The sequence below is a fragment of the Bacillus sp. JZ105 genome, assembly GCF_053903125.1.
On record NZ_CP096387.1, the window covers coordinates 2,879,867 to 2,906,859 of the forward strand.

Below are 26,993 nucleotides of genomic sequence, written 5' to 3' on the forward strand. Positions count from 1 at the left end.
GTATAATTACCCACTTCTTTGGGTTTATCTAATAAAAAAGAGCCTCTAGCTGGAGGCTCTTTTCTTCCTGTCTATTCCACCTTAAATTTGCTAATTAAATCGCGTAATTCTTCTGCCATCGAAGAGAGTGTGGCAGAGGACGAGCTGATTTCTTCCATTGATGCCAGCTGTTCTTCTGCTGAAGCAGCAATGTCTTGAATATTTGCCGAGCTTTCACGTGATACATCTGCAATCTCACGTACAGCCTCTGACACATGTGCAGAGCCTTTTGAAAGCTGGACAACGGTTTGATTCATTGTTTGAAGCTGGTCAGAAATTTCTTTTGTCATTTCGAAAATATTGTGGAAGCTTACTTTCGTTTGTTCAGTGAAGCTTAGGCCTGATTGAACTTCTCGATTCACCGCAGTGAATACTTCCTGTGATACATCGATGTCTTGCACGATTTCTTTGATCAAATTCTCAATTTCTTTTGCCGAATTGGCAGATTGAACCGCCAGTTTTCTTACTTCTTCTGCTACAACGGAGAAACCTCTCCCAGATTCACCAGCTCTTGCTGCCTCAATTGCTGCATTTAGTGCAAGTAAATTCGTTTGATCAGCAATTCCATTGATGACACCGAGAATTTGGGTAATGTCTTTAGATTTACTTTCAAGTGCACTGATGACATTCTCTGCTTTTTTCACGGACTGATCAATGACATTCATTTGAGAAGCGGTTTTTTCAACAAGCTGTCCGCCTTCCCCTGCAATATCTGTTGATTTAATCGATGAAGCAGTAATAGATTCAGCCGATTCATTCATATGTTGAAGACCGCGGTTCATTTCCTCTAACTCAACTGAGCTCAATTCGACTTTATCATTTTGGCTTTCATTTCCGCTGGAGAATTGTTCAATAGCTAGTGTAATATGCTCTGTTGCTTTACTTGTCTGTCCTGCGCTGGCAGTCAGTTCTTCTGATGAAGATGCGACATTTTCAACTGAAGTTTGAACGGCTCCAATGAGGGATCTCAATGAATCAATCATCGTATTAAAGCCTTTACCAACTTGTCCAATTTCGTCATCTGACTGCGTCTGAAGCTTATCGCGTAAATCACCTTCGCTGACTTTTTTCGAGAATCGGGCAAGATTGGATAATCTTTTTGATATAGAGCGGACGATAAAGAAAATGAGGGTTCCTGCTACAATGAGTGTGACACTGAATACGATAATGGCAGTATTGAAAACGGGCTTTGCCGCTTCTTCTACTTCAGATACGAGCATCGTTCCACCAATTTTCCAGCCGGTTAATTCATTGGTGACATATGCAACCTTTTTATCTGTTCCTTTGAGGGTATAGCTGCCGCTTCCTTCTTTGTTTTTATAGATAATACTGGCTAGATTTTCATTGACCTGACTTCCTGACTTTTGGGTTGGATCTGCTAAAACCGTTTTATCATTTTCCATGATAAAAGCATAGCCTTTTTGCCCAATTTTGATTTCTTTTAGTTTTTGGAGCAGGCTGTCAATTTCCATATCAAGACCAATGACACCAGAACCATCTTTCGTTTTTTGGGCAATTGTGATAACCATTTTGCCTGTAGATGCTGCTACATATGGTTTTGTGATGACTTGTTTGCCGTTTTCTGCTTTCAATGCCTCTTGATACCATGGACGTTCTCTTGGATCGTAGCCATCTGGCATCTTTTGAACTGGATATTGCATAAACAATCCCTTTTCAGAGCCTGCATAGATCGCGGATACATCTTTTTCATTAATTTTTCCAAATTGCTGTAATTCTTTAATGGTCGCATTTCTATTTTTTTCTTGAAGATTAGACGCTTTGAACGAGTCTGAAAACAGTGTCACAGCATCTGATTTGTTGCCAATATTCTCATTGATTAACGTATCAAATGCATTGACCTGACTCATCGCACTGCCCATAATCTGTTTGTCCAGCTCTGTCTTTGATGTAGAAAATGCACTAATTGTCAGTGCCACAGTCGGCAGGATAAGAACTACCAAGAAGGCAATGATTAATTTCTTTGAAATGGATGGTTTTTTGAACCATTGGATCATTTTTCCCATTTTAACTTTCCCCCTTTACCTCTCTAAAGTTATTATCGGATGAAAGGTGTATTTTTAGAGGCTGGAAGGATGGTTTAAAAATAAAAAAAATACCCAGACAATTCTGGATACTTTTTCATCATTATTTAATTAATTTTAAATTGACTTGTAAGCTCTTTTAATTCCTCTGCCATGTTGGCAAGTGTCACAGAAGAAGATGTGATTTCTTCCATAGATGCTAGCTGCTCTTCTGCAGAAGCCGCAATGTCCTGAATGTTTGCTGCGCTTTCTCTCGAGACTTGGCGCATCTCCTGCATCGCTTGTGAAACAAGCTTTGAACCGCTCGATAGGTCAATGGCTGTATCGTTTAATTGCGACAGTTTTTTCGACATGCCTTCTGCCGCCTCATAAATGTGCCGGAAGCTTTCTTTTGCTTCTTCTGTCATACTGAGTCCTGCGTTTACTTCTCGATTGACTGTTTTGAACATATCTTGAGATTTAGCAATTTCTAACACAATTTCTTGGATGAGCTTCTCAATTTCTTTCGCTGAATCTGCGGATTGGACAGCTAATTTTCTCACTTCTTCTGCAACGACGGAGAAGCCGCGTCCTGATTCACCTGCCCTTGCTGCTTCAATTGCTGCATTAAGCGCAAGTAGATTTGTTTGATCCGCTATGCCATTAATGACATTTAAAATACTCGTAATATCTTTAGACTTGTATTCTAATTCTTTCATGACCTGTTCTGCTTCTTGTACAGATGTATCAATATGTTTCATTTGGCTCGCTGTGCTTTCAACAATCCGCCCGCCTTGACCAGCCGCCTCTGTTGATTGAAGTGAGACAGCAGCCACTTCAGATGAGGTTTGTGACATATCTTGTAATCCTTCGTTCATTGCCACAAGCTGATTCGTACTGGATTCGACTTTCTCGTTTTGTGCTTCATTTCCATTTGAAAATTGTTCAATCGACATCGTGATATGCTCTGTTGCTTGACTCGTTTGGCTGGCACTTGCCGTCAGCTCCTCTGAAGCCGAAGCCACATTGTCGACAGATTGCTGTACAGCGCGAATGACGTCACGAAGAGATTCACTCATCTTGCTGAAGCTTCTTGTGAGATCTCCTATTTCATCCTTCGATTTGGTTTCGAGGGTTTCTGTTAAATCGCCTTCACTCACCTTTTCTGAGAAATCAACAAGCCTTCTCAGTCCAATCGTGATCGAGCGAACGATGAAGAAGATAGCGACACCGCCAAGGATAAATGAAGAAATTAAAAGAATAATGGCAGAATCCCAAACTGGCTGTGCTGCTTCTTCTGTTTCTGATACAAACATCGTTCCAGCAATTTTCCAACCTGTTAAATCATTTGTGACAAAAACGATACGTTTTTGTTCTCCTTTATTCTCATAAGTTGATGTTCCTTCTTTGCCGCTGTAAAGGATTGATGAAATATTTCCTGTGACCTCAGATCCTGATTTTTCTTCTGGATGGGCTACAATTTGTTTGTTTTTATTCGCAATAATTGGATATCCTTCTCGTCCAATTTTTATTTCTTTGATTTTATCAACAATGTCTTGCACATCTATATCGATTCCGATCGCTCCCGACCCGTCCTTCAGGCGCTGGGCAATCGTGACCACCATACCGTTTGTCGTGGCAGAAATGTATGGATTGGTGACAACTGGCTCACCTTTTTCATCCTGCATCGCTTGCTGATACCAATCGCGTGTTGTTGGGTCATAGCCTTTTGGCATGTCTACTTTAGGAAACTGAATGAAATCACGATTTTTACTTGCTGCATAAAATCCAACCACATCATCTTCGTTGATTTTGCTGTATATTTCAAAATGCTCATACAGTTCGTCTTGGTTTTTCTTTTTAAAGTCTGCAGCAGTAGTTGTTTGAGTAAAAAGTTTCACTGCGTTTTCTTTATTCAAAAGCTTTTGCTCGATCATGTCATTCAGATCATTGACTCTTGCTTTTGCTCCGTACATGATTTCATGATCTAATTCTTCTTTGGCAATCTGATATGAAATCGTACTGAGTGTAATGATTGGCAAGACGAGAACGAGTATGAATGAAATAATCAGTCTTTTGGAAATCGATGGTTTTTTCAACCATTTTATTGCACTTTTCATGTTTTTCCTCCTTTTAAACGATATGTTTTATATCGGACATCTTCATAGTATTTTCATGTTTTTCAAATAAAAAGGATGCTATTTTGTTTATTTTCACAAATTGATTCCTTGCCCAAGCACCCTGCATACGCTAATACAAAAGGGGGCGCTTTTCATATGATTATCCTTTCAGGACAGCCAGTGACAAATGAGCAGCTGGCATCGTTTCAGCTAGAGGGACAAAAGCGGATCATTTTGATGCAGTTACAGACCTCGAATGATACGTTCCGCTATAGGCAAGCATCTGATTTGCTATTTGAGGTCACTTTAAGATCGAACATTATGAATGCTGCAAGAGATTTGCATAAAAGCGGTGCCTCATTTGCCATCTTCCAAAGATCGCGGGCAAATGATGCGTATTGGCGTGTATCGGAAGCAGGAGCACTAGAGCTGCGCTATCAAGTGGAACCATCTAGAGGCATTAAAGACATTTTTGAAAATGGTTCAAAATATGCGTTTGAATGTGCTACGGCCATTGTCATTGTGTTTTATATGGGGGTTTTGCAAACAGTAGGAGAGGAGAAGTTTAATCGAAGACTTCGGAGTTTAACATTGTATGACTGGCACTATGATACTTTGTCGATTTATACAGAGCGCGGGAATGATTTTATCTATGGGGATTGTTTATATTTCGAAAATCCAGAGTTTAGCTATCAGCAGTCGCAATGGCGCGGGGAAAATGTGATTTACTTAGGAGAAGATCAATATTACGGTCATGGGCTTGGGATTTTAACAGCGGCAGAAATTATCGACAAACTGAATAAGAGAAGACGGCCAGGTGCGGTTCAATCCGCTTACTTATTACCGCAGACTACCCGGATGGATGTGATTTATCTCAGGCAAATGTTTGGCAGCTAAAAAAAGCCTCTTGTCTCTTGGTTATGACAAGGGGCTTTTGTATGCCTTGCGTTTACGATAATTTTGGAGTGTGCCAAGCATCGTGTTCGCAAGGACCTCCATTTCTTCTAAATCTTTTCTTGTAACCGGCGAGTCGTGCCGGCTCCATTTCACGTAGCGAACAAAATAGTAATGACGAATGGGCGTAAGGACAGCAGGAGAATGAGGGAAATCATCAAACCAAAATTCAATCTGGCCTTTTTTTCGGTAGGAATATTTTAAGATGTCCATCTGTCACACCACCGGTCATGATTTTATGTCTGCGTCAGTTCGTGCATGATGTCTTCAACGCTTAAAATCGAGTGAATACGTCCAACCCCCTGTCCTGCCCACAGAGCCATTTGATCAGGGTTACCGCCGGCAGCTGCTGCTTTTCGCATCGGTGTTGTGCATACATGCTGAACTGGATAAGGAAGAACCCGATCTTCATGCAGGCTTTCATCCTCCATCCACTGATTCACAATACCTCTCGCTCTTTTCCCAGAAAAAAGCCTTGTCACCCTTGTTTCACTGCCTTCTGCCTGTAAAATAGCCTTCTTGTATACCTCTGCTGCAGCACTTTCCTGACTGGCTAAAAACCGTGTACCGATTTGAACCGCATCCGCTCCAAGTGCTAGCGCTGCTTTCACACCTGATCGGTCTGTGATGCCTCCTGCGGCAATCAAAGGCACGCGGCAGAGCGGTTTGACATCAGAGATCAGGCTGATGAGTCCCAGCAGAGCGTCTCCTTTTGTATGTAAAAATGTGCCGCGGTGCCCTCCCGCTTCACTTCCTTGCAGAACAATGGCATCCAGCCCCTTTTCCTCTAAAAGCAGTGCTTCCTCTTTTGTTGTGGCCGTTCCGATTAAAAAGATCCCCTTTTGTTTTAGGCGGTGAATTGTTTGTTCTTTTGGACAGGCGAATGTAAAGGAAACAATCGGAACGTCTTCTTCCAGAAGAATGTTGATTTTCTGTTCAAAATCATCCCACAATTCTTCTTCGCTTGGCATCCTTTGAGCTTCGGGCCATACAGGCAGTTTCCTCTCCCAAAATGCCATATCCTCTTTTTTCACATCAGGAATTGGCTCTGGTACAAACACATTGACCTGAAACAGGTGAGATGTCAGCTGTTTGACCTGTCTTATCTGCTGTCTCAAATGGTCAGGCTGCACATATCCACTCGCCAGGCTGCCAAGCCCTCCGTAATTTGAAACTGCGGCTGCCAGCTGCGGTGTCACAGCTCCTCCTGCCATTGGCGCTTGGATGATTCCATGTTCGATTTGCAACTTTTTGATATCCCCCATTTATTTCCCCCATCTCTTACTCGTTTGACGACACTTGTACATAAAAATGACGATGCCTCGGCCCGTCAAACTCACAGAAATAGATTCCCTGCCACGTGCCAAGCACAAGATCTCCATCATGAATAAGAACATACTGAGACGCCCCCATATAACTGGCTTTCATATGTGCTGCCGTATTTCCTTCCATATGGCGGTCCTTTGGATGTTCCCACGGAAAGACTTCATCAAGCCGGCGAAGCATATCCCGTTTCACATCTGGATCCGCATTTTCATTAATGGTGATCCCTGCTGTCGTATGTGGACAATAGACGATGACAGTTCCGTTTTGTATGCCTGTTTCCCTGACATATTGGATAACCTCGTGTGTGACATCGATCATGTCATCGCGTCTGTCTGTTTGTACATTGATTTTTTTCATATGAGCTGCTCCTTTTTCACGTTTCTATAAAAACCATACCCTTTTTATATGAAACAAATCTTCTTAGCTAAAGTTTACCAAGCAAAAAAACCTCGTCAAGCAATACGAGGTTTTAAGAAAAGTGAACCTTTTTGACTTCAATGGTTCGAATATGGTGGTCTTCAGCATCAATGATTGTAAATTCACAGCCTTCTGCTTCAATCGTATCTCCAATGTCAAAATCAATTTTATGCGTCATCATCCAGCCTGCAATTGTATCAACATCATCATTCTCAATAGCTAAATCCAATAAATCATTTACTTCATCAATTAATGCTTTCCCATCCATCACATAATGGAAATCACCTTTTTTAACGATGTGCGGTGTTTCATCCTGATCATATTCATCTCGAATCTCTCCGACAATTTCCTCTAATATGTCCTCTACTGTGACAAGTCCCGCTGTTCCTCCGTATTCGTCTACGAGCACTGACATATGAATCCGTTCCTTTTGCATCAAAATGAGCAATTCTTGAACAGGGGTGCTTTCAATGACTCGGATCACCGGACGCATTAAGTCTTCAATAGATACATCTTGATTTAGGAAGCTGGCCTTAAAAACATCTTTGCTATTAATAACACCAATCACATGATCTTTGTCTTCTTTAATAACAGGGTAGCGGGTGTACCTTTCGTTCAGCATATAATGGGTCACGTCTTCTAAGGTCTGTTCCATCTCTATGGCTGAAATTTCTGTACGCGGGATCATAATCTCTCTCGCCACTCGGTTATCAAATTCAAAGATTTTATTCACATATTTGTACTCAGATTGGTTAATCTCACCCTTCTCATAGCTTTCAGATAAAATGAGTCGCAATTCTTCCTCACTGATCGCCACTTCATGTTCTTTGACAGAATGAAAACCAAATAATTTCACAATGCCTCTTGCAGCCCCATTTAATGCTTTAATAAACGGGTACATGACTTTATAGAAAAAGATGAGTGGTTTTGCTGTCACGAGGCTGACCGCCTCTGCCTTTTGAATAGCAATTGTTTTAGGTGCGAGTTCTCCCACAACGACATGTAAAAATGTAATGATCACAAACGCGATGATAAACGAAAGGATGTCAGTCAATGCGGAATGAAGCCCGATTTTTTCAAACAGCGGATGCAGAAAATGCTCCACTGTCGGCTCACCCAGCCACCCTAGACCTAAAGCCGTGATGGTAATGCCAAGTTGGCACGCGGATAAATATTCGTCAAGATTTGATATCAGCTTTTGAACATGGATGGCTCTCTTATCACCGCTTTCGATCAGCTGATTGATTTTAGAGCCTCTAATTTTCACAATCGCAAATTCAGTGACAACAAAAAATGCTGTCGCAGCAATGAGTAATATGACTAAAAATACGTTTAAAATATACAAAAAAACCCTTACCTAACACTGGTAAGGGCTCACCTCCTCTGGCATCAATTAATCATTACGGCCATTTAGGAAGATCATTACAAAACGGAGCAATTCAAACAGGGAGACAAGGGCCGCTGCTACATACGTCAGAGCTGCAGCATTTAACACCTTGTTCACGCCTCTTTCTTCACTGCTTCTAATGATTCCTTCTGAAACAATGATATCTTTTGCACGAGAGCTTGCATTAAACTCAACAGGCAATGTCACAAGCTGAAAGAATACAGCTGCTGAGAACAAAATGATCCCAAGCCCGATTAAGTTAAGGTTGCTAAGCAAAATTCCACCAAGGAAAAGAAGCGGAGCAACACCAGATGCAAAGTTCACGACAGGAAAGATTTTATGTCTCAAAACAAGCGCACCATAGGATTCCTGATGCTGCAAGGCATGTCCAACCTCGTGTGATGCGACTGAAATGGCCGAAATGGAGTGGCCGTAGTACACAGGTTCAGATAAACGAACCACACGCTGCGTCGGGTCGTAATGATCAGTCAAAGTTCCTCTTACCGGTTCAACAGGCACGTCGTATAACCCGTTGCGATCTAAAATATATCGAGCGGTTTCAGCTCCTGTTTTCATACTGGATGCTTCCACCTTTGAATACTTTTCAAAATTATTCTTCACTTTAAATTGTGCCCAAAATGATAATCCCAATGCGGCAAATGTTAAAAAATAAAAAAACAGCATGCTCATCAGCTTCCTTTTATTTTATATATTTATTTACAATTTTAATGACTTTTATGTATCATGTACAGCAAAAAGCACTAGGTCTTTTTCAGGGGGATAAGCGCACCAATGAAAAAGAAGAACACCCCTAAGCAAGCTGTATAAAAAGTCACTGTACCATAAAGGTCTTGAAAAAAGTGCAGCCATGAAAAATCATTCATAAAATGATTCACAGCATTTAAATCAAACACGAGTAAGATGACAGCTGATGATAAAAAGTGCGCGCCAATAAAAAGAAGTACGGTCTTTTGAACAAACGACATTCGAATTCCCTCCTTCTTCTCCCTTATTTTAAGATATGGGTTCTATTTCAATACATGACAAAGATGAAAAAATGTGTTCCCAATCGGGCATACTGACATTAGCAGTCTCCTGAAAGGAAGAGTTCGATGAAATCAAACCGTATCTTTATTGCTTGGCTAAGGTGGCCGCTTTATCTTCGAATTGCCATCATCATCTGTTTCTTGCTTCTCTTTTTTGGACAATTAATCGTTTTACTTGAACCGAAGCAGTATCATACGATCTTTGATGGGATCTGGTGGGCGCTCATTACAGTCTCTACGGTTGGTTACGGTGATTTTGTGCCGCAAACCATGCCAGGACAGGTGGCAGGTATAGCGCTCATTTTTATCGGAGCCAGCTTTGTCACCGCTTATTTCGCCACACTTGCCGCCGCTGTGTTCAGCAAGCAGCACCATTATGTTGAGGGCAAGGTAGCCTTTAAGGGAAAAGGACACCTCGTGATCGTCGGCTGGAATGAGAAAACGAACAAACTGCTTCAGTCGTTTCAAACGATTGATCCAGCCATGCCGATTGTGCTGATTGATGACTCCTTGAAAGAGGGGCCTCTATTAGAGAATGTTCATTTTATTAAAGGACACGGGACCGAAGACGTCACACTTCGCAAAGCCAATATTACTGGTGCAGATGCACTGATGATTACCGCAGATCAGCATGAAAATGAAGTGACAGCCGATATGCAGAGTGTTTTAACCTTACTTGCAGCAAAAGGATTAAACCCTTCGCTATATTGTTTAATTGAAATCTTAACAGATCGTTACGTGAAAAATGCCGAACGTGCTGGTGCCAACCAAGTCATTCATACTTCTGATGCTGTCAATCATTTAATGGTTGAACATTTTCTGATAAAGGAACAGCTTACGACGTTTAAGAAAAAACGACATATGACGCTGCATAAACACGTCACCATCATACCTGTACCGGCTTCATTGGCTGGAGAAACATTCTTAACAGCGCTCCATCATTTTTTAGAGCATCATGTGATCATCGTCGGCGTACAAAAAAAAGAAGGACCCATGATGAATCCTCCCTTTGGCTATGAACTTCATCCAGAGGATGAACTGATCAGCCTTTAAAGCAGTGCGTCTTCTAATTCCTTGACGAGCGAAAAGCCAATCTCAGCATATGCCTTTGATACATCCCCATCTTTCTCTTTTGGTTCTTGGAATTGGTTAAAGGATGCGCCCACATTTCCAACCATCGCATGATCATCTAACTTGTCTTGATAGACATGCTTTAAGAGAAATGGATGTCCCATTTTCACCACAACACCTGGCTGATCCAGCTGGCCTTTCTCGGCTGTAAAAGGAACTCTGAGAAAGGTATAGCCATCACGGTTATCAATTTTATAATCAAAATACCCATGATCATAATCCCAGTTCCCATTAATGACATAACCGAGCGGCTTCATTGTTTCTTCTAAATGGTAAAGTGAAAAGCTTTCACCAGGCAGCCTGGATGGTACATGAATCATACGAAACCCTCCTTTTTGTATAGGGTTCGTTAAAGAGAGGAATTCATACATTTCCTCTCGCGATTTGGACATTGTTTGAAAACGCGGCATCAAATAAGCTTTGATTGGTTGATTGATTCGTCTCGTTATCACTGCCGGAACCTGCTGTTTCCTTCGTAGCACTCATAGAACAAATGCGTCCAACAACATTGCCAAAGTTCACGATTGCCTGACCAGAAATATCATGAATATAAATATGATTCGTCTTCATTTTTCACTCTCCTCCATTCATTATTCTATGTACAGAACATAGGAAAGCTTGCACAGGAACCTGAAGAAAACAAAAAAGGCACACCTTTATGGGAAGGTGTGCTCAGCGTGTAGACAAACCCTCGCATTCGTTGTCAGCTCTGCGCGCTGGTGCTCACGAATGTCAAATTCGCTCCGCTCCAGTGCTCGAGCTTCCTAGACTTCAAAGGTTTTCTTTCACGCTGAAAAGAAGACAAAGGGCTAAAATAAAGATCATTTTAGCCCTTTGTCAACAATCTGTACACACCTTTATGGGAAGGTGTGCTTTTTGTTCTTATGATTGTTTTAAACGGCTTTCAAGCTCTGCTTTTTTCTCTTCGAAGCCCGGTTTTCCTAGTAAAGCAAACATATTCACTTTATAAGCTTCTACTCCAGGCTGATCAAACGGATTGACACCTAGTAAATATCCAGACATCGCACATGCTTTCTCAAAGAAGTACACGAGGTATCCGAATGTATAAGCATCCATCTCAGGAATTGTCACGATAAGGTTCGGTACTTTTCCATCTGTATGGGCAAGCATCGTTCCTTCAAATGCTTTTTTATTGACGAAATCAACCGTTTTTCCTGCCAGATAGTTCAAGCCATCAAGGTCTTGTTCTTCTGCTTCAATCACAAGCTCATGTCGAGGCTTGTCTACATTGACGATTGTTTCGAACAAGTCTCTTCTTCCTTCTTGAACATATTGACCAAGTGAATGAAGATCTGTTGAGAAGTTAGCAGATGAAGGATAGATTCCTTTTTCATCTTTCCCTTCACTTTCACCGAATAATTGCTTCCACCATTCTGCGAAATATTGCAGGCCTGGCTCATAGTTAATCAGCATTTCAATTGTTCTGCCTTTATTGTAAAGGACATTGCGGACAACAGCATATTGGTAAGCCGCATTTTCAGAAAGCTCAGATGAAGCAAAGTCTTCGCTTGCTTTTGCCGCACCTTCCATCATCTGATCAATGTCTGCACCGCTCACAGCGATTGGCAAAAGACCGACTGCTGTTAATACAGAATAGCGTCCACCAACATCATCAGGGATGATAAATGATTCATAGCCTTCTTCAGTTGCTAATGTTTTCAGCGCACCGCGTGCCTTGTCAGTTGTCGCATAAATACGTTTTTTCGCTTCTTCAGCACCGTATTTTTCAATGAGGAGCTTTTTAAAGATGCGGAACGCAATGGCTGGCTCTGTTGTTGTACCAGATTTTGAAATCACGTTAATGGAGAAATCTGCATCTTCTAATAGATCCATTACATCTGTTAAATAAGAAGAACTGATGTTATTTCCAATAAAAATGATTTGCGGTGTCTTGCGCTTGCCTTTTGGCAAAGTGTTATAGAAAGAATGGTTCAAAAATTCAATCGCCGCACGTGCACCTAGATATGAACCGCCGATGCCGACAACGAGCAGGACGTCAGAGTCAGACTTAATTTTATCTGCACTTTTTTTAATGCGGGCAAATTCTTCGCGGTCATATTGCTTCGGCAAGTCCACCCAGCCTAAATAATCACTGCCTGCACCCGTTTGTTCATGAATATTATGATGGGCAACCTTCACAAAATCTTTTAAATATGTAAGCTCATGTTCTTGAAAGAAAGGTAACGCTTTCGAGTAGTCAAATTGAATATGTGTCATCGCTTGTAAGCCCTCCATTACGTTAGTTCTGTCCCTTTCACTTTAGCGGAACTAGCTATTGAAATCAAGTGATCGTCACTGGCATAGCAAAAAGCCGCTTTTCTGGATGAAAAGCGGCAATCTGGATTATAAAGAAGCTTTCAAAATCGCTAGAATATCATCACGGTTAAGTTTCATAAAGTTTCCAAAACCACCGTATTCCATTTCTTTTGCTGCAATGTCGGCAATTTTGTCCAGCTGATCCTCACCAATGTTATAATCAGCTAAACGGCTTGGTGCACCAAGGCTTGACCAGAACGCTGACAGTTTGTCGATTCCTTCTAATGCGATGTCACGATCTGACTTTCCTTCTGTTTCGATGTCAAACATGTTCAGCATCAGGTTTTTAAAGCGTTCTACATTATGATCAAGCGTGTGGCGCATCCAGTTTGGGAAGAGGATAGCAAGCCCGCCTGCATGCGGAATGTCATAGACAGCCGATACAGCATGCTCAATCGTATGGGACGCCCAGTCGCCAAAGTAACCCATTTGCAGCGTGCCATTTAAAGCAATCGTTCCTGCATAGAGAATGGTTTCACGATGCTCATAGTTTTGTAAGTCCTCCAGCAGTTTTGGTGCTGTCTCGATGACTGTTTGAAGAACAGCAAAACACATCCGGTCCTGTAAAGGCGTGTTTTTCACATTATGGAAGTATTGCTCAAAAACGTGGCTCATCATATCGACCATACCATACACTGTCTGGTTTTCTGGCACAGAATACGTATGCTCAGGGTCTAGAATTGAAAAAGCAGGGTGAGTGACTGAGCTGCCCCACACATATTTTTCATTCGTTTCCCAGTTTGTGATGACAGAGTCCGGGTTCATTTCTGAACCTGTTGCTGCAAGTGTCAGCACTGTGCCAAACGGCAGTGCTTTTTGAGCGGTTGTTTTCTTTGAAATAATATCCCACACATCACCGTCATACTCTGCTCCGGCTGCAATTGCTTTTGTACAGTCGATCACACTTCCGCCGCCAACGGCTAATAAGAAATCAATGTTCTCCTTTTGGCAGATATCGATTCCCTTTTTCACTGTTGTGAGGCGCGGGTTTGGTTCAACGCCAGACAGCTCAAATACTTCAGCGTCTGCTTCTTTTAACGCACTGATGACTTTGTCATAAAGACCATTTTTCTTAATGCTGCCTCCGCCATATACAAGTAACACTCGTTTTCCATAACGAGCGAGTTCGCTTTTGAGTCCTTCTAGCTGTCCTTTTCCAAACATCAATTTTGTTGGATTATAGTAAATAAAATTCTCCATCTGTTGAAACATCTCCTTACAACGAATATATCCAAAAACATGAAAGACTACTGTAACATATGTACACGATGAACTCAAAAAAGATAACTGCCCGCAAGCAGCTATCTTTTTGTTGTTCAATTATAAAGAAGCGTTCAAAATGGCTAAAACATCTTCTTTGTTCAGCTTTTTAAATTGACCAAATTCACCGCGTGCCATTGCACGGTCTGCAATTAAATCAATTTTCTCATCGTTGATGTCATAATCCGCTAAACGGCTTGGTGCACCAAGACTTGTCCAGAACGCTGACAGCTTGTCGATTCCTTCTAAGCCAACTTCTTCGTCTGTTTTGCCCGCAGGGTCTACATCGAATACACGCACCGCTAATTGTTTAAAACGGCCTGGGTTTTCTTGAATCACATGTTTCATCCAGTTCGGGAACAAGATCGCAAGTCCGCCTGCATGAGGAATATCATAGACAGCAGATACTGCATGCTCAATATTATGAGATGCCCAGTCACCACGTGCCCCCATTGAAAGCATGCCATTAAGTGCAATTGTGCCAGTGAATAAAATCGTTTCACGCAGCTCGTAGTTCTCTAGATCGTTGATCAACTTCGGTGCCGTTTCAATGACAGTACGAAGAAGTCCTTCACACATACGGTCTTGATAAGATGTATTTTCTGTGTGATGGAAATATTGTTCGAACACATGAGACATCATGTCAACCATGCCATAAATCGTGTGATTTTTAGGCACAGTGAATGTGTTGACTGGATCAAGAATAGAGAATTTCGGGAAAACGGCTGGACTTCCCCAGCCATACTTCTCATTTGTTTCCCAGTTTGTGATAACTGATCCAGAGTTCATTTCAGAGCCTGTTGCGGCAAGTGTTAACACAGTACCGAACGGAATAGCTTCCATTGGGACGTGTTTGCGTGTCACGATATCCCAAGCATCTCCATCGTACTTCGCACCAGCTGCGATTGCTTTCGTCGCATCAATAACACTGCCTCCGCCAACTGCCAAAATAAAATCAATGCCGTTCTCTTTGCAAAGCTCGATCCCTTTTCTTACTGTTGTTAAGCGCGGGTTAGGCTCTACACCAGCAAGTTCAGTGATTGCAGTTCCTGATTCTTTTAGGATGCTGACAACTTGGTCATAAAGGCCGTTTCGTTTAATACTGCCTCCACCATATACAAGTAATACGTTTTTTCCGTAGTGTTTGAGTTCATCTGAAAGGGCTGATACTTCTCCCTTTCCAAAAATTAATTTCGTTGGGTTCCAATAAGTAAATCGATCCATGTGATCTCCTCCTCGCGCTACATTATGCGCCTCATTCATTCCAAAAGTAAAGTAATTTGCTTTCATCCATTTTCTTACGCATAGTTTGGCTAAAAATCTGCAAAATATAAATGTATTGATGCTGTAGCGAAAGGAGGAATCACGATGAGTGCTATTCAACGTATTGCCCTCGTGCTCACGATTATCGGTGCTATTAACTGGGGACTAATCGGCTTTTTTCAATTTGACTTAGTAGCAGCGATCTTTGGCGGACAAGGTTCTGCATTATCACGTATTATTTATGGTCTTGTTGGAATTGCAGGTCTTGTCAACCTTGGTCTGTTGTTCAAACCAAGCGAAGAAGCTGTTCGCCGTGACGAGCCGAATCCAGAAGTTCGTTAAATAAAAGGACATAAAAAAGGCTGCCTACATGAGGCAGCCTCAGCGTGTAGACAAACCCTCGCATCCTTTGTCAGGTCTGCGCGCTGGTGCTCACGAATTCTAAATTCGCTCCGCAAGAGTAGCCGCCCTTCCTAGACTTCAAAGGTTTTCTATCACGCTGAAAAAAAGACAAAGGGCTAAAATAAAGATCATTTCAGCCCTTTGTCCACAATCTAAGGCACCGTTTGAAGCGGTGCTTTTTTATTATTTCTTGATAAGGTCTTTACGGTTTGATTGCTCAATCCACTCTTCAAGTTTATCTTTAAGCGTATTGAAACCTTGTGGTGCAGCAGCTTCTTCTTTCACTTGCTGTGGTCTTTGTTTCTTTGGTTTGCTTTCTTTTCTTTCCGGTGCTTCTTGTGTCGCACGGATAGAAAGGCTGATTTTACCTGCATTTTCATCAACAGAAAGAACTTTTACTTGTACTTCATCACCAATTGAAAGGTGCTCGTTGATGTCTTTTACAAAGCCATGTGTTACTTCAGAAATATGCACAAGTCCTTGAGTTTCTTCATCTAATGCAACAAACGCACCATACGCTTGTAATCCTGTTACTTTACCAGTGTAAACACTGCCTACTTCAAACTTTGTCGCCATGATAACAACTCCTAAATAAATGTTTTAATATTCGTTTATACGCAATTAAAAACTATATCACAGAACGGGCAGTTACGCAAAATATTTTTTAAATGGGTTTAGATGAGAACAAAAGGGGGAATACCTGAAAACAAGAATGCTTTCTAGTATTCCCCCCTAATTTGTGAGGCATGAGTCCGTTTGGATTGATGCCTTTTTTTATTTTAAGATGGCTGATGCTTCTTCCTTCACTTGTCGAGCCTGCAAAAAGCGCTGAATTCTTGAAAGTGATTCCTGAAGATGATCAAGTGACGAAGCATATGAACAGCGGATATGACCCTCACCGCTCGGTCCGAATACATTCCCAGGCACAACAGCGACTTTTTCACTTAGGAGCAGCTCCTCAGCAAATTGTTCTGAAGTCATGCCTGTGCTTTTAATCGATGGGAACGCGTAAAACGCTCCGTTTGGCTGATGGCATGTAAGTCCTAGTTCGTTTAAAGAGCCGACAAACAAATTACGGCGTCTTCTATAGCTTTTCTTCATTTTCTCTACATCTTCAAGCCCATTTTTTAATGCTTCTTCTGCCGCATATTGTGCCATCGCCGGTGCGCACATCATAGAATATTGATGTATTTTCAGCATGGCATCCCGCAGTACAGGTGGTGCTGCCACATATCCTAAACGCCAGCCCGTCATGGCAAACCCTTTAGAAAAGCCTGAAATCAAGATCGTTCTTTCCTTCATATCTTGAATAGCCGCGACGCTTGTAAAAGCTTCATCGTATGTCAGCTCTGCATAAATCTCATCCGTAATAATGAGCAGGTCATGCTCTTTCGCAAATTGAGCAATATCTTCAAGCTCTTCCTTTGAATAAACAGACCCAGTCGGATTTGATGGCGAGCAAAGCAGAATGGCTTTTGTTTTCGGCGTCAGCTTTGTGCGAAGATCTTCAGAATCCGCTTTGAAATCTTTTTCAGCGGATGTACTTAAATAGACAGGCACTCCGCCTGCAAGTGTCGTAAGAGCCCCATATGCTACGAAACAAGGCTCTGGAATGATCACTTCATCCCCGCTGTTTAAAATCGCACGAAAGGCCAAATCAAGTGCCTGGCTTCCGCCAACTGTGATAATGAGTTCTTCTTCTGGACTGTAGTCAATGTGAAACCGTTTATATAAATAGTGGCTTAGTTCTTTTCGCAAAGAAATTAAACCGGCATTCGCCGTATAAGAGGTCAGCCCTTGTTCTAATGACATAATACTTGCTTCTCTGACATTCCAAGCTGTCACGAAATCCGGCTCGCCGACACCAAGGGAGATAACCCCTTCCATTGTAGCAGCCAAATCAAAGAATTTCCGAATACCTGACGGCTGAATGCTTTGTACCGTTTCAGATAAATAAGACTTTTTCATTTAAGGAGACACCACGATTCTTTTGTCATCGTCTCCTGTTTCAAACACTTTCCCATCATGTTTATATCTTTTCAAAATAAAGTGGGTAGTTGTTGAAACAACGGAATCAAGTGTCGATAATTTTTCAGATACGAAGCGGGCAATATCAGACATAGATCTTCCGCGAATCACTACCGAAAGATCGTAAACACCTGACATGAGATAGACAGACTCCACTTCCTGAAACCGATAAATCCGTTCAGCAATTTCATCAAATCCGACGCCTCTTTTTGGTGTCACTTTTACATCAATCATTGCTGTAACGCCTTCATGACCATCCACTTTTCGCCAGTCAATCATGGTTGAATAATCAATAATGACTTTTTGATCTTCAAGTTTTTGAATGATGGCTTCGGCTTCTTCTGCTGTCACGCCTGCCATTTTTGCAATTGTATTTAAATCGGCGCGGCTGTTTTCATCTAAAATCTCTAATATTTCAGTTTCTTTTTCTGTTAGTTTCATTTGATTTCACACCTCAGATTATAAAAGCTGGTTTTAAAAAATCTTCTGAACATTATAGCACGTTTTTCCCATTATGCTAAGCAGGGAAAAGATTCTAATGATAGCTTAAAATCCACTTTTTAGGGTACAATACAGTCACCTAACAGAGAGAGTATCTAGTATCGGAGTGAAGAATGTGGACATTGTTCAGCCAGCTTATATGAAAAGTACATTCGGTTTAGATATCTATTACGAGTACTATCCAAATGAGGGCAAGAAGACATTAATCTTAATTCACGGTCTCTTCTCTTCTACCTTCAGCTATCGAAAGCTCATCCCGCTTCTGAAACAGGACTTCAATTTAATTGCGATTGATCTGCCGCCATTTGGACAGTCAGAGAAGTCGAGTACGTTTATTTACAGCTATCGCAACATGGGAAAAATTATTATAGAGCTAGCTGGTTACTTACAGATTCAGCATGCGATTCTAGTGGGTCATTCCATGGGTGGACAGATCGCCTTATACGCTGCATCTGAACGGCCGGACCTATTTGAAAAGGCGGTTCTATTGTGCAGCTCAGGATATTTGAATAAGTCAAAAAGATCACTTGTTTACAGCACATATATTCCTTATTTTTATCTGTATCTAAAAAGAAAGCTTTTAAAACAGGGCATTATGAAAAATTTAACAGCCGTTGTGCATGATCATTCCATCATTGATCAAGAGATGGTGGACGGCTATTTAAAGCCATTTTCAGATGATCAAATCTTTCGGGGGATATTTCGTTTGATTCGGCACCGGGAAGGAGATTTAACTTCGGACGTTTTAAAGAAAATGGAAACACCTGTGCTGCTCATTTGGGGCGAGGAAGATCGAATCGTTCCCATTCAAATAGGCGAAAGACTGCACAAAGATCTGCCAAATTCGACCTTGCATGCATTAAAAAAAACCGGGCACCTCATTCCTGAGGAAAATCCGGTCTTTGTGTCTGATCAAATTGGACATTTCAGCCTGTCTTAGCGTGAACAGGAGCTGCTGTCTCGTATGACAAAAAGCTGATTCGCTATATGCTGACAGCTCTCTATCGGAAGAAGCTGTTCAAATGAGTGATGGTAGATGGCTTGAATCTCGTTTGCTAAAAATAACGGGTCTTCTGCGTCGTATAATGCACTGATGACGTCAGCAGGCTCCGTTTCATAAAAATCCTCTCCATAATGAAAAGGATCCCATGCCTTAATGATTTGAATCATCTCTTCTACAGCTTGACTATCTTTCATCGGTATCACCGCTTATAATAAATTTTGTGATGTTTATTTTAGCACAACCAAGAATGGTTGAAAAACAGCTAGAGGTGGGTTTCATGAATTTCGACGAACAGATCATACGTAAAGGTTCAAAATCAGTGAAATGGGATCAAGCAGAGTCTTTGTTCCTGACAACAGATGCCCTCCCGATGTGGGTGGCTGATATGGATTTTAAAGCGCCGCAGATCGTCCTTGATGCATTGAAAGAGCGATTAGATCACGGTGTATTTGGCTATGCATTTCAAGATCAGGATACGCAGCAGGCAGTCGCTGGATGGCTCAAAAGGAGACATGGATGGACAATTCAGACAGATGCCGTCACCTTCACACCAGGAATCGTAACGGCACTTAGTTTTGCTGTTCAAGCCTTTACAGCACCGCACGACGAAGTAGTTATACAGTCACCAGTGTATACACCTTTTTATCAAATGATTGAACGAAATGGACGTACAGTCTCAACCAATCCTTTAAAAATAGAAAACGACCGCTATATGATGGATTTTGATGATTTAGAGAAAAAACTGAGCAGACCACAAGCAAAGCTCATGTTCCTATGCCATCCGCATAATCCGTCCGGAAGAGCATGGTCAAAAGAGGAATTAAAGCGAGTCGGAGACCTATGTGTAAAGCATGGAGTCACAGTCGTTTCAGATGAGATTCACTCGGATTTGATGCTTTACGGGAAGCAGCACGTGCCCTTCGCCAGCCTTTCTGACGACATTGCACATATCACGGTAACGTGTATTGCGCCGAGTAAAACCTTTAATCTAGCGGGGCTTCAGGCATCTGCTATTATCATTTCAGATGAAGAAAAAAGAACCCTTTTCACCAATGAAGTGCAAAGAAACGGACTGTCCAAACTGAATGCCTTTGCGATTCCAGCAATGGAAGCAGCATACCGCCACGGAGATGAGTGGCTCGATGCCCTTGTTCTTTATCTCGAAGGCAATATGAAGACAGCGATGGACTATATCGACGAAAATCTTCCAAATATGCGTTATATGAAACCAGATGCTTCTTATTTATTGTGGCTGGACATTCGGGATTATCAATTCAGTCAAGCGGAATTGAAACGGAATCTGTTAAAAAAGGGGAAATTGATCCTAGAGCTTGGCCACGTGTACGGACAAGAAGGAGACGGCTTTATTCGGATGAATCTCGGCTGTCCTGCTTCAACAGTGAAAGAAGGGCTGAAACGTCTTCATCAAGCGTTCACGCTATCATCTGAATAAGACCTATACGATAGAAAGAACATCCTAACGGGTGTTCTCAGCGTGTAGACAAACCCTCGCATTCTTTGTCGGTCCTGCGTGCTGGTGCTCACGAATGTCAAATTCGCTCCGCGCCAGTACTCGTCCTTCCTAGACTTCAAAGGTTTTCTATCACGCTGAAAAGAAGACAAAGGGCTAAAATCAAGATCATTTTAGCCCTTTGTCAACAATCTGAGAACATCCTAACGGGTGTTCTTTTTAAAGAAAAAAACCCTCCTTTTATCATATCTACTTTGTACATGAAATGATATAATGAGAGGAATTACAATTATTTACGAGGAGAGCATTTAAATGGAAATGTTCAAGGATTTTCTGCTCCATGTATCTTTTATTCTATTTCCAATCTTTTTATATCATGCGCTATGGTTAAGCCGGACCCCTGCTCATTTCCCAAAAACGAATAAACTGCTCATCACAGTATTCGCATCTATCTCTTCAGCACTATGTATTATGTATCCAGTTGGTTCGATTTTAGATTTGCAGACTGGGCTTCAATCCATTCCCCTTGTACTTGCTATTTTATACGGAGGATACATGGCGGGGATCGTTGCCATCTTGATAAGCATCATTGTCAAATTTGTGATGTACGGCTCTTTCTTATGGATCGGTCTCATCGTTGTCCCAATTTACTTTTTCATCCCATTCCTGTTCTACCGAAAATGGCATCAATATTCGAAGCCAAATAAGCTGTTTTACGGAGTGCTTATCGGTTTATCCAAAGGATTCTTTATTTATATTGGACTGCTTGCGGTCAGCTTAATGGCATACAGCCCAGCTTTTATTATGCAGCAAAAGCTCCTTGAGTTATTTTTCTCAACTCTTTACTACATATTCTTTCTTGTGCTCAGTATCTATTCCATTGAATTCGTTAAAGAAAATGCGGAAATGAGATCACAGCTTGTCCAGTCAGAAAAACTGACCATTGTAAGTGAACTTGCTGCAAGTGTTGCCCATGAAGTACGCAATCCGCTGACAGTTGTGAGAGGCTTTATTCAATTGCTCTTTTCGAGTGATAATACGAAAGAGCCATCTGCCAATAAAGATTATAAAAATCTCGTTCTGTCCGAGTTAGACCGGGCGCAGGACATTATCACGAGTTATCTTGACATTGCAAAACAAAACTATTATCAAATTGAATCTCTTAATCTATCTAAATTACTTGAAGAATGTGCATCACTGATGACATCCTATGCGAATTTCAAATCGGTCACGATTCATCAATCCATTGAGCCTGACCTATACATTCAAGGTGACGTAACGAAGATCAAGCAGGTCATGATTAATTTAATCAAAAATGCGATAGAAGCGGCTCCTGAACATGAAGGAAAAATTGAACTTTTTGCTTCAAAAGAAAATCATAAGATCTGCCTTTATTTCGTTGATAACGGTGTAGGTATGACAGAAAGCCAAATGAAAAAGCTTGGCGAACCCTATTACACTTTGAAAAATAAAGGGACTGGACTTGGGCTGACAGTGACTTTTTCTATTATTGAAAATCACCATGGAACGATTCGTTTCAAAAGCTCGCTGCAGTCTGGAACAACCGTCACCGTGAAATTTCCTGAAGATACAAGAAGAAAATGATTAATCGATTTTTTTTGTTCTTTTTTCATCTATGCGCTCCTGCTTCTTAGACGCTCGAACGATGAGACGAAAGCAAATAAACGCAGCTATAAAGAAAATCACCGTGGTGATAGCCGCTGGGATGTACTCCCTTTTATCTTCAGGAAAATACAGTAGAAAAAGTACGATGAATGACATCTCGCCATTCCCCCTTTTGCTCGTTTACTTCACTATATTGGCTAAAAGAAATGAAATACCTTCCTATGAGAAGGAAATGGAGGAATTTCACATGACAGACATTCAAATTGGACAAGTTGTGAAAGGTTTTTATAAAACAGGTGTATACGTTGGGGAAGTGACAGCAGTGAAACCATCGACCTATCTCGTTCAAGTAAAAGCCGTTCTGACACATCCCACTCAAGGCGACCTGCATCATCCGAAAGAAGCAGACGTGCCTTTTTTCCAAGAGAGGCGGGCTTTGGCCTATAGAGAACAGACAAATATCCCTCATCATATGGTGAAGCCTTATGATGGCGATATCCCTGATTATGAAGAGTCACTGAAAGAAGCTGTAGATAAATTGAAACAAGCACTCCGTGCGGATGATTCTAAATGGGTTGAAAAATCAAGAGCGTGCCTATCTTCTCTTGAGAAAGATTATTTTCCAGAAGACGTCCGCTAATCAGCCGAATCAAAAAAATGTGAGAAATCGATCAGCTCACCAATTTTGGTTGTTTGCGGATTTTCCACATAGGCTCTGTCTTTTTCAAAAAGGGTTAACAGCTGATAAGTCGTCATGGCATCATCGAGTGCTTTATGATGCTTACCAGCTCCTTCACTGCCGTATTCCTTTGCCGCTTTTCGAAGCCCTGTCAGTGTGCGGTCACCAAAAAAGGTTTTATATTCAAAAGCCAGGTCCCTCAGCTTCCCCTTAAAAGGAAAGGCAATGTGATTGAGCATACAATTTTGCTTCAATACCTTCATGTCCATGTTGCCCCACGTAATAATTTCACAATTCTCTCCCCCATCAAGTGACACGAGCTTCTCGATAAATTCCTCAAATGAAATTCCGCTCTCTACATCCTCCTGCGTAATTCCGAGGAAAGATTTACAGCGCTTCGTCAGCTTCGGGAACTTTTTCGGTTTGACGTAGCTAGAGAATGTGTCTATGATCGTTTCATCTGCTGCTTTCACTGCCCCAGCTTCAATAATTTCAGGAAAAAAGTTTTGCGGATGATATTTTCCATCAGGCATCGTAAATTCAAAATCGACCACAAGCACCGTCTTCTGTTCCACCAGTTTCACCTCACTTTTTCGTCAGCTTTTCATTCTCATACCATTATATTAAGACGGACCTTGAAATCACTTCATTTTCGTGAAAATAATGCAGATTCACTATGCCCAACCTATTCATCTGATGAAAGATCGTTTATTTTCCTTTATAATTATTAAGGAACACGAAATAAATAAAGAAGGTGGTCTCTATCACAAACAGGAAGAAAAACTTGTACATCATGTGGTTTGTGAACTTTTTTGTATCTGCGAGCATTACAATGATCGTCCCTTTTTTATCACTTTACATAGAATCTCTTGATAGCAGCTATTCAAATGAATTTGTTCAAAGATGGAGCGGCTATGTCTTTGGGGTCACGTTTTTAACAGCCTTCTTGATTTCTCCGATTTGGGGGCGGATTGGCGACCGGCATGGCTATAAAAAGATTTTATTAATTAACGGAATTGGCATCGCCACAAGTATTCTATTAATGGGGCTTGTGCACACCGTGTATCAGCTATTCGCACTAAGGCTCTTCATGGGGCTTGTCACAGGCTTTATCTCGACTTCAATGGCACTGATTTCTGCACAGACCGAAAAAGCAACTGCCGGTAAAACCCTTGGAACGATGCAGATGAGTAATGTCGCCGGAGGATTGTTTGGACCATTAATGGGCGGATTCATGGCAGACAGTGTCGGATTTATTTATACGTTTTTCCTGACAGCGGCTGTCATTTATGTGTCAGCTATTGTGATTATCTTCGGAGTGAAGGAACAGCCGATCCGATCAAAAGAAGCAAAGCGTGTTTCTTACTCACGGAAGGATGTACTCTTTCACATTTTCAAACAGCCTTTGCTTGTGGTCACGATGCTTTTAACGTTTATTACACAAGTAGGGAACTTTAGCATTCAGCCGCTTTTGGCTTTATACATTCATGATTTACATGGTCCTGTCAATCTCGCTTTTTATGCGGGGCTTGCATTTTCTGCAACTGGACTTGGCAATTTGCTGTTTACGCGAAAATGGGGAGATCTCGGAGATCGAATTGGTCACGACAAGGTGCTGCTTGCCCTTCTCATCCTCTCCTCTATTTTATTTATCCCGCAAGCGATGGCGGATTCTTACGTCATGTTAGTCATTTTCCGTTTCCTATACGGGATGGCACTTGGCGGGATTATTCCGTGTACGACAGCGTATATCCGGATCAAAGCACCTGCTTCTATGCAAGGGGAAGTGCTCGGATACAATGTCAGCTTCCGTTTTCTTGGGAATGTCGTCGGTCCGGTAATCGGCGGCATTGTGGCGAGTCATTACGGAATTCCAGCTGTCTTTTATGTCACTGCCGCCATTTTTCTGTTTGGCGCATTATTTTTATGGGCAGTCCGCTCGCATGCGAAAACAAAGGAAAGGAGTGTCTGATCATCTTCAGATACTCTTTTTTCTTGCGGAAAAGCCTTATTCACTAGACTTCACGCTCATTCTTTTCTAAAAATAACCTTCTCGTATCCGCAAAAGAATGGTACGATATGGCTAGAAAATTGAAGAAAGTGAGTGACCTCATGTTTCGTGCAATCATTGGTTGGTTATTACTTGCTGCCCTCATCCCATTATTTGCTCTGACTTTTTATCTATCAAAGGAAGAAGCTGCAAGTGTAAAGCCTGTTAACGAAGTGCTTGATCAAAAAATCAAGCTGGAAAAGATAGATTTTTCCCAAAACAGTTATATGTATGACCGGGATGGTTCTCTTATCTCAGAGATCGTCTCAAATGATGAGAACCGAGTGTTCGTGAAATACGATAACATTCCTGAACCTGTGAAGGAACTGTTCCTTCGTTCAGAGGACCGCAACTTTTATGACCATAAGGGAATTGACTTTATGGGGGTTGTTCGTGCCCTTGCTGCAAATGTCAAAAACCATGGCATCAGCCAAGGAGCGAGTACGATCACACAGCAGCTGTCCCGCAACTTATATTTAAGCCATGAACGTTCGTTCAGCCGAAAGTTTACAGAGCTGCTCTATTCCTATGAACTTGAGCGGAAATTCTCGAAAGATGAAATTCTCGAAAGCTATTTAAATACAATTTATTTCAGTAATGGTGTTTACGGTGTCGGTTCAGCGGCTAATTACTATTTTGATAAGCCGCTTAGTTCTTTAACACTTGCACAAATGGCATTTATCTCTGCTATTCCAAACAACCCAACACTGTATGACCCATTAAAAAAGTTCAAGCACACAAAGAAACGCCAAGAACGACTGCTTGGTATTCTGAAGAAAGATGGTGTCATCACCAAAAAGCAATACAAAAAAGCCGTTAAAGAAAAAATCAGCCTTTCTTTAAGTGAAAAGAAAAACCTATACCCTGACTATGTGACATATGCCAATGAAGAGTTTACCGATCTTGTGTCTGATCAGGAGGGCTTTACAAAACGATTGAAGAAAGCCAAAACGGCTGAAGCAAAAAAGGCGATTCAAAAAGAATTATCTGAAAAGGTCAGTGCCCTGCTCCAGGATGGTGTGAAAATTTATACGGCGCTTGACCCTTCCTTACAGCAAAGAGCCGTCTATCAGCTCAATGCTCAATTGCCTTACCAAGGTGTGGAAGGCGGATCAGCCGTCATTAATCATGAAACGCACCAAATTGTTGCACTTGCTGGCGGGAAAAACTATAAGAAATTTGATTTTAACTACGCTTATCAAGCGCAAAGACAGCCAGGTTCTGCGATTAAACCGCTTTTAGACTATGCGCCTTATATTGATCAAACCGGCGCAACGGCTTCAAGCACCATCAGTGCCGGCAAGTTTTGCAGCAGCGGATACTGTCCGCAGAACTATAATCATAAAACATATGGAACAGTCACGCTTGAAACAGCCTTTAAAAATTCTTACAATACTCCTGCGATCCGAATGCTGGATACAGTAGGTGTCAAAAAAGGCTTCAGCTATTTAGAAAAGTTCTCATTCGAGCATCTCGTAGCGGAAGATTACCGTCTTCCTTCTGCACTTGGCGGATTTACGAAAGGCTTCTCACCGCTAGAAATAACAGATGCATATACCGTCTTTGGCAACCAAGGAGCCTACACACAAAGTCATTCGATCACAAAAGTGACAGACTTAAACGGTAAGACCCTTTACAAGTGGAAAGAGTCGCCAAAACAAGTATATTCTCAGCGTACAAATGAAACGATGCGTAAGCTGCTTACCTCTGTTGTGAAAAGCGGGACAGGGAAAAAAGCGAATTTCAATGCTCCTTACATCGGTGGTAAAACAGGGACATCTAATGACTACAAAGATATCTGGTTTGTGGGACTGACAGATCAATATACAATGGGTGTCTGGGTCGGAAGAGATAGAGGAACGGTGGAATCGATTTATCATTCAAGCCCGCACTTACGTATTTGGAAAAATACGATGCAATACGCCAGATAAA

At 41.6% G+C, this 26,993-nt stretch carries 28 protein-coding genes and 2 pseudogenes; 9 read left to right on the top strand and 21 right to left on the bottom strand.

Going from position 1 to position 26,993, the window contains the following annotated elements:
* Positions 1-71 precede the first annotated feature (71 nt).
* The 4 genes and pseudogenes from M1D81_RS14905 to M1D81_RS14920 form a co-directional block, all read right to left on the bottom strand.
* Positions 72-1,022 carry a methyl-accepting chemotaxis protein gene (locus tag M1D81_RS14905; protein WP_390892037.1) on the bottom strand — a complete coding sequence of 317 codons (951 nt, stop codon included), beginning with the start codon at positions 1,020-1,022 and terminating at the stop codon, positions 72-74.
* A pseudogene (locus M1D81_RS14910) lies at positions 1,017-2,063 on the bottom strand (HAMP domain-containing protein); the annotation flags it as partial. The pseudogene M1D81_RS14910 and the gene M1D81_RS14905, both read right to left, overlap by 6 nt.
* 125 nt (positions 2,064-2,188) lie before the next feature.
* On the bottom strand, positions 2,189-3,139 hold the full coding sequence (locus M1D81_RS14915) for a methyl-accepting chemotaxis protein (protein ID WP_456270905.1): 951 nt from the start codon (positions 3,137-3,139) through the stop codon (positions 2,189-2,191).
* A pseudogene (locus M1D81_RS14920) lies at positions 3,131-4,180 on the bottom strand (cache domain-containing protein); the annotation flags it as partial. The gene M1D81_RS14915 and the pseudogene M1D81_RS14920, both read right to left, overlap by 9 nt.
* Positions 4,181-4,336: 156 nt before the next feature.
* On the opposite strand from M1D81_RS14920, the gene M1D81_RS14925 reads away from it, so the two are divergent.
* The gene (locus tag M1D81_RS14925; RefSeq protein ID WP_456266496.1) at positions 4,337-5,077 is read left to right on the top strand and encodes a protein-glutamine gamma-glutamyltransferase; all 741 of its coding nucleotides are present in this window, start codon (positions 4,337-4,339) and stop codon (positions 5,075-5,077) included.
* A 21-nt stretch (positions 5,078-5,098) separates the two neighbouring features.
* Here the strand turns inward: M1D81_RS14925 and M1D81_RS14930 are convergent, their stop codons facing one another.
* The 6 genes from M1D81_RS14930 to M1D81_RS14955 form a co-directional block, all read right to left on the bottom strand.
* Positions 5,099-5,347, bottom strand: a complete 249-nt coding sequence (locus tag M1D81_RS14930) for a hypothetical protein (protein ID WP_044332487.1) — start codon at positions 5,345-5,347, stop codon at positions 5,099-5,101.
* Positions 5,348-5,370: 23 nt separating this feature from the next.
* On the bottom strand, positions 5,371-6,399 hold the full coding sequence (locus M1D81_RS14935) for an NAD(P)H-dependent flavin oxidoreductase (RefSeq protein ID WP_456266495.1): 1,029 nt from the start codon (positions 6,397-6,399) through the stop codon (positions 5,371-5,373).
* 16 nt (positions 6,400-6,415) lie between these two features.
* Positions 6,416-6,817 carry a secondary thiamine-phosphate synthase enzyme YjbQ gene (locus M1D81_RS14940; RefSeq protein ID WP_456266494.1) on the bottom strand — a complete coding sequence of 134 codons (402 nt, stop codon included), beginning with the start codon at positions 6,815-6,817 and terminating at the stop codon, positions 6,416-6,418.
* 112 nt (positions 6,818-6,929) lie between these two features.
* The gene (locus tag M1D81_RS14945; RefSeq protein ID WP_456266493.1) at positions 6,930-8,222 is read right to left on the bottom strand and encodes a hemolysin family protein; all 1,293 of its coding nucleotides are present in this window, start codon (positions 8,220-8,222) and stop codon (positions 6,930-6,932) included.
* A gap of 48 nt (positions 8,223-8,270) precedes the next feature.
* Positions 8,271-8,945, bottom strand: coding sequence for a zinc metallopeptidase (locus M1D81_RS14950; protein ID WP_251216286.1), 675 nt, complete (start codon positions 8,943-8,945; stop codon positions 8,271-8,273).
* 80 nt (positions 8,946-9,025) lie between these two features.
* Positions 9,026-9,250, bottom strand: a complete 225-nt coding sequence (locus tag M1D81_RS14955; protein WP_456266492.1) for a hypothetical protein — start codon at positions 9,248-9,250, stop codon at positions 9,026-9,028.
* 126 nt (positions 9,251-9,376) lie between these two features.
* Here M1D81_RS14955 and M1D81_RS14960 point away from each other — a divergent pair, with 126 nt between their 5' ends.
* Entirely contained in the window at positions 9,377-10,363 is a 987-nt protein-coding gene (locus M1D81_RS14960; RefSeq protein WP_456266491.1) for a potassium channel family protein, read from the top strand.
* Here the strand turns inward: M1D81_RS14960 and M1D81_RS14965 are convergent.
* The 5 genes from M1D81_RS14965 to M1D81_RS14985 all read right to left on the bottom strand — a co-directional run bounded on the left by M1D81_RS14965 (position 10,360) and on the right by M1D81_RS14985 (position 15,262).
* Positions 10,360-10,761, bottom strand: a complete 402-nt coding sequence (locus tag M1D81_RS14965) for a YugN-like family protein (protein ID WP_024423291.1) — start codon at positions 10,759-10,761, stop codon at positions 10,360-10,362. The genes M1D81_RS14960 and M1D81_RS14965 overlap by 4 nt on opposite strands.
* Positions 10,762-10,804: 43 nt before the next feature.
* Positions 10,805-11,011, bottom strand: a complete 207-nt coding sequence (locus M1D81_RS14970; protein WP_456266490.1) for a spore germination protein — start codon at positions 11,009-11,011, stop codon at positions 10,805-10,807.
* Positions 11,012-11,323: 312 nt separating this feature from the next.
* On the bottom strand, positions 11,324-12,679 hold the full coding sequence (locus M1D81_RS14975) for a glucose-6-phosphate isomerase (RefSeq protein WP_024423293.1): 1,356 nt from the start codon (positions 12,677-12,679) through the stop codon (positions 11,324-11,326).
* A gap of 126 nt (positions 12,680-12,805) precedes the next feature.
* The gene (locus tag M1D81_RS14980; protein ID WP_456266489.1) at positions 12,806-13,978 is read right to left on the bottom strand and encodes an iron-containing alcohol dehydrogenase; all 1,173 of its coding nucleotides are present in this window, start codon (positions 13,976-13,978) and stop codon (positions 12,806-12,808) included.
* A gap of 120 nt (positions 13,979-14,098) precedes the next feature.
* Positions 14,099-15,262 (bottom strand): iron-containing alcohol dehydrogenase, encoded by a 1,164-nt coding sequence (locus M1D81_RS14985; protein ID WP_456266488.1) that lies wholly within the window; start codon positions 15,260-15,262, stop codon positions 14,099-14,101.
* Between the two features lie 144 nt (positions 15,263-15,406).
* Here M1D81_RS14985 and M1D81_RS14990 point away from each other — a divergent pair, with 144 nt between their 5' ends.
* The gene (locus M1D81_RS14990) at positions 15,407-15,643 is read left to right on the top strand and encodes a DUF378 domain-containing protein (protein WP_003212952.1); all 237 of its coding nucleotides are present in this window, start codon (positions 15,407-15,409) and stop codon (positions 15,641-15,643) included.
* 243 nt (positions 15,644-15,886) lie between these two features.
* Here the strand turns inward: M1D81_RS14990 and yugI are convergent, their stop codons facing one another.
* The 3 genes from yugI to M1D81_RS15005 all read right to left on the bottom strand — a co-directional run bounded on the left by yugI (position 15,887) and on the right by M1D81_RS15005 (position 18,172).
* Positions 15,887-16,279 (bottom strand): S1 domain-containing post-transcriptional regulator GSP13, encoded by a 393-nt coding sequence (gene yugI, locus M1D81_RS14995; protein WP_008345795.1) that lies wholly within the window; start codon positions 16,277-16,279, stop codon positions 15,887-15,889.
* Between the two features lie 198 nt (positions 16,280-16,477).
* Positions 16,478-17,671, bottom strand: coding sequence for an aminotransferase (locus M1D81_RS15000; RefSeq protein ID WP_456266487.1), 1,194 nt, complete (start codon positions 17,669-17,671; stop codon positions 16,478-16,480).
* Entirely contained in the window at positions 17,672-18,172 is a 501-nt protein-coding gene (locus tag M1D81_RS15005) for an Lrp/AsnC family transcriptional regulator (RefSeq protein ID WP_099727112.1), read from the bottom strand.
* A gap of 175 nt (positions 18,173-18,347) precedes the next feature.
* Here M1D81_RS15005 and M1D81_RS15010 point away from each other — a divergent pair, with 175 nt between their 5' ends.
* Positions 18,348-19,172: an alpha/beta fold hydrolase gene (locus M1D81_RS15010; RefSeq protein WP_456266486.1), complete on the top strand. Its 825-nt coding sequence runs from the start codon at positions 18,348-18,350 to the stop codon at positions 19,170-19,172.
* Here M1D81_RS15010 and M1D81_RS15015 read toward each other — a convergent pair.
* Positions 19,169-19,429, bottom strand: a complete 261-nt coding sequence (locus M1D81_RS15015) for a YugE family protein (protein ID WP_456266485.1) — start codon at positions 19,427-19,429, stop codon at positions 19,169-19,171. The genes M1D81_RS15010 and M1D81_RS15015 overlap by 4 nt on opposite strands.
* Before the next feature lie 83 nt (positions 19,430-19,512).
* Here M1D81_RS15015 and M1D81_RS15020 point away from each other — a divergent pair, with 83 nt between their 5' ends.
* Positions 19,513-20,688, top strand: coding sequence for a MalY/PatB family protein (locus M1D81_RS15020; protein ID WP_456266484.1), 1,176 nt, complete (start codon positions 19,513-19,515; stop codon positions 20,686-20,688).
* 330 nt (positions 20,689-21,018) lie between these two features.
* Entirely contained in the window at positions 21,019-22,311 is a 1,293-nt protein-coding gene (locus tag M1D81_RS15025) for an ATP-binding protein (RefSeq protein WP_456266483.1), read from the top strand.
* Here the strand turns inward: M1D81_RS15025 and M1D81_RS15030 are convergent, their stop codons facing one another.
* The gene (locus tag M1D81_RS15030; protein ID WP_456266482.1) at positions 22,312-22,488 is read right to left on the bottom strand and encodes a hypothetical protein; all 177 of its coding nucleotides are present in this window, start codon (positions 22,486-22,488) and stop codon (positions 22,312-22,314) included.
* Between the two features lie 91 nt (positions 22,489-22,579).
* On the opposite strand from M1D81_RS15030, the gene M1D81_RS15035 reads away from it, so the two are divergent.
* Positions 22,580-22,972 (top strand): kinase-associated lipoprotein B, encoded by a 393-nt coding sequence (locus M1D81_RS15035; protein ID WP_456266481.1) that lies wholly within the window; start codon positions 22,580-22,582, stop codon positions 22,970-22,972.
* Here M1D81_RS15035 and kapD read toward each other — a convergent pair.
* A complete protein-coding gene (kapD, locus tag M1D81_RS15040) occupies positions 22,969-23,586 on the bottom strand; it encodes a 3'-5' exonuclease KapD (protein ID WP_087978529.1) in 618 nt (205 codons plus the stop codon). The genes M1D81_RS15035 and kapD overlap by 4 nt on opposite strands.
* 218 nt (positions 23,587-23,804) lie before the next feature.
* Here kapD and M1D81_RS15045 point away from each other — a divergent pair, with 218 nt between their 5' ends.
* A complete protein-coding gene (locus tag M1D81_RS15045; protein ID WP_456267104.1) occupies positions 23,805-24,983 on the top strand; it encodes an MFS transporter in 1,179 nt (392 codons plus the stop codon).
* 107 nt (positions 24,984-25,090) lie between these two features.
* The gene (locus tag M1D81_RS15050) at positions 25,091-26,992 is read left to right on the top strand and encodes a transglycosylase domain-containing protein (RefSeq protein WP_456266480.1); all 1,902 of its coding nucleotides are present in this window, start codon (positions 25,091-25,093) and stop codon (positions 26,990-26,992) included.
* Position 26,993 lies beyond the last annotated feature (1 nt).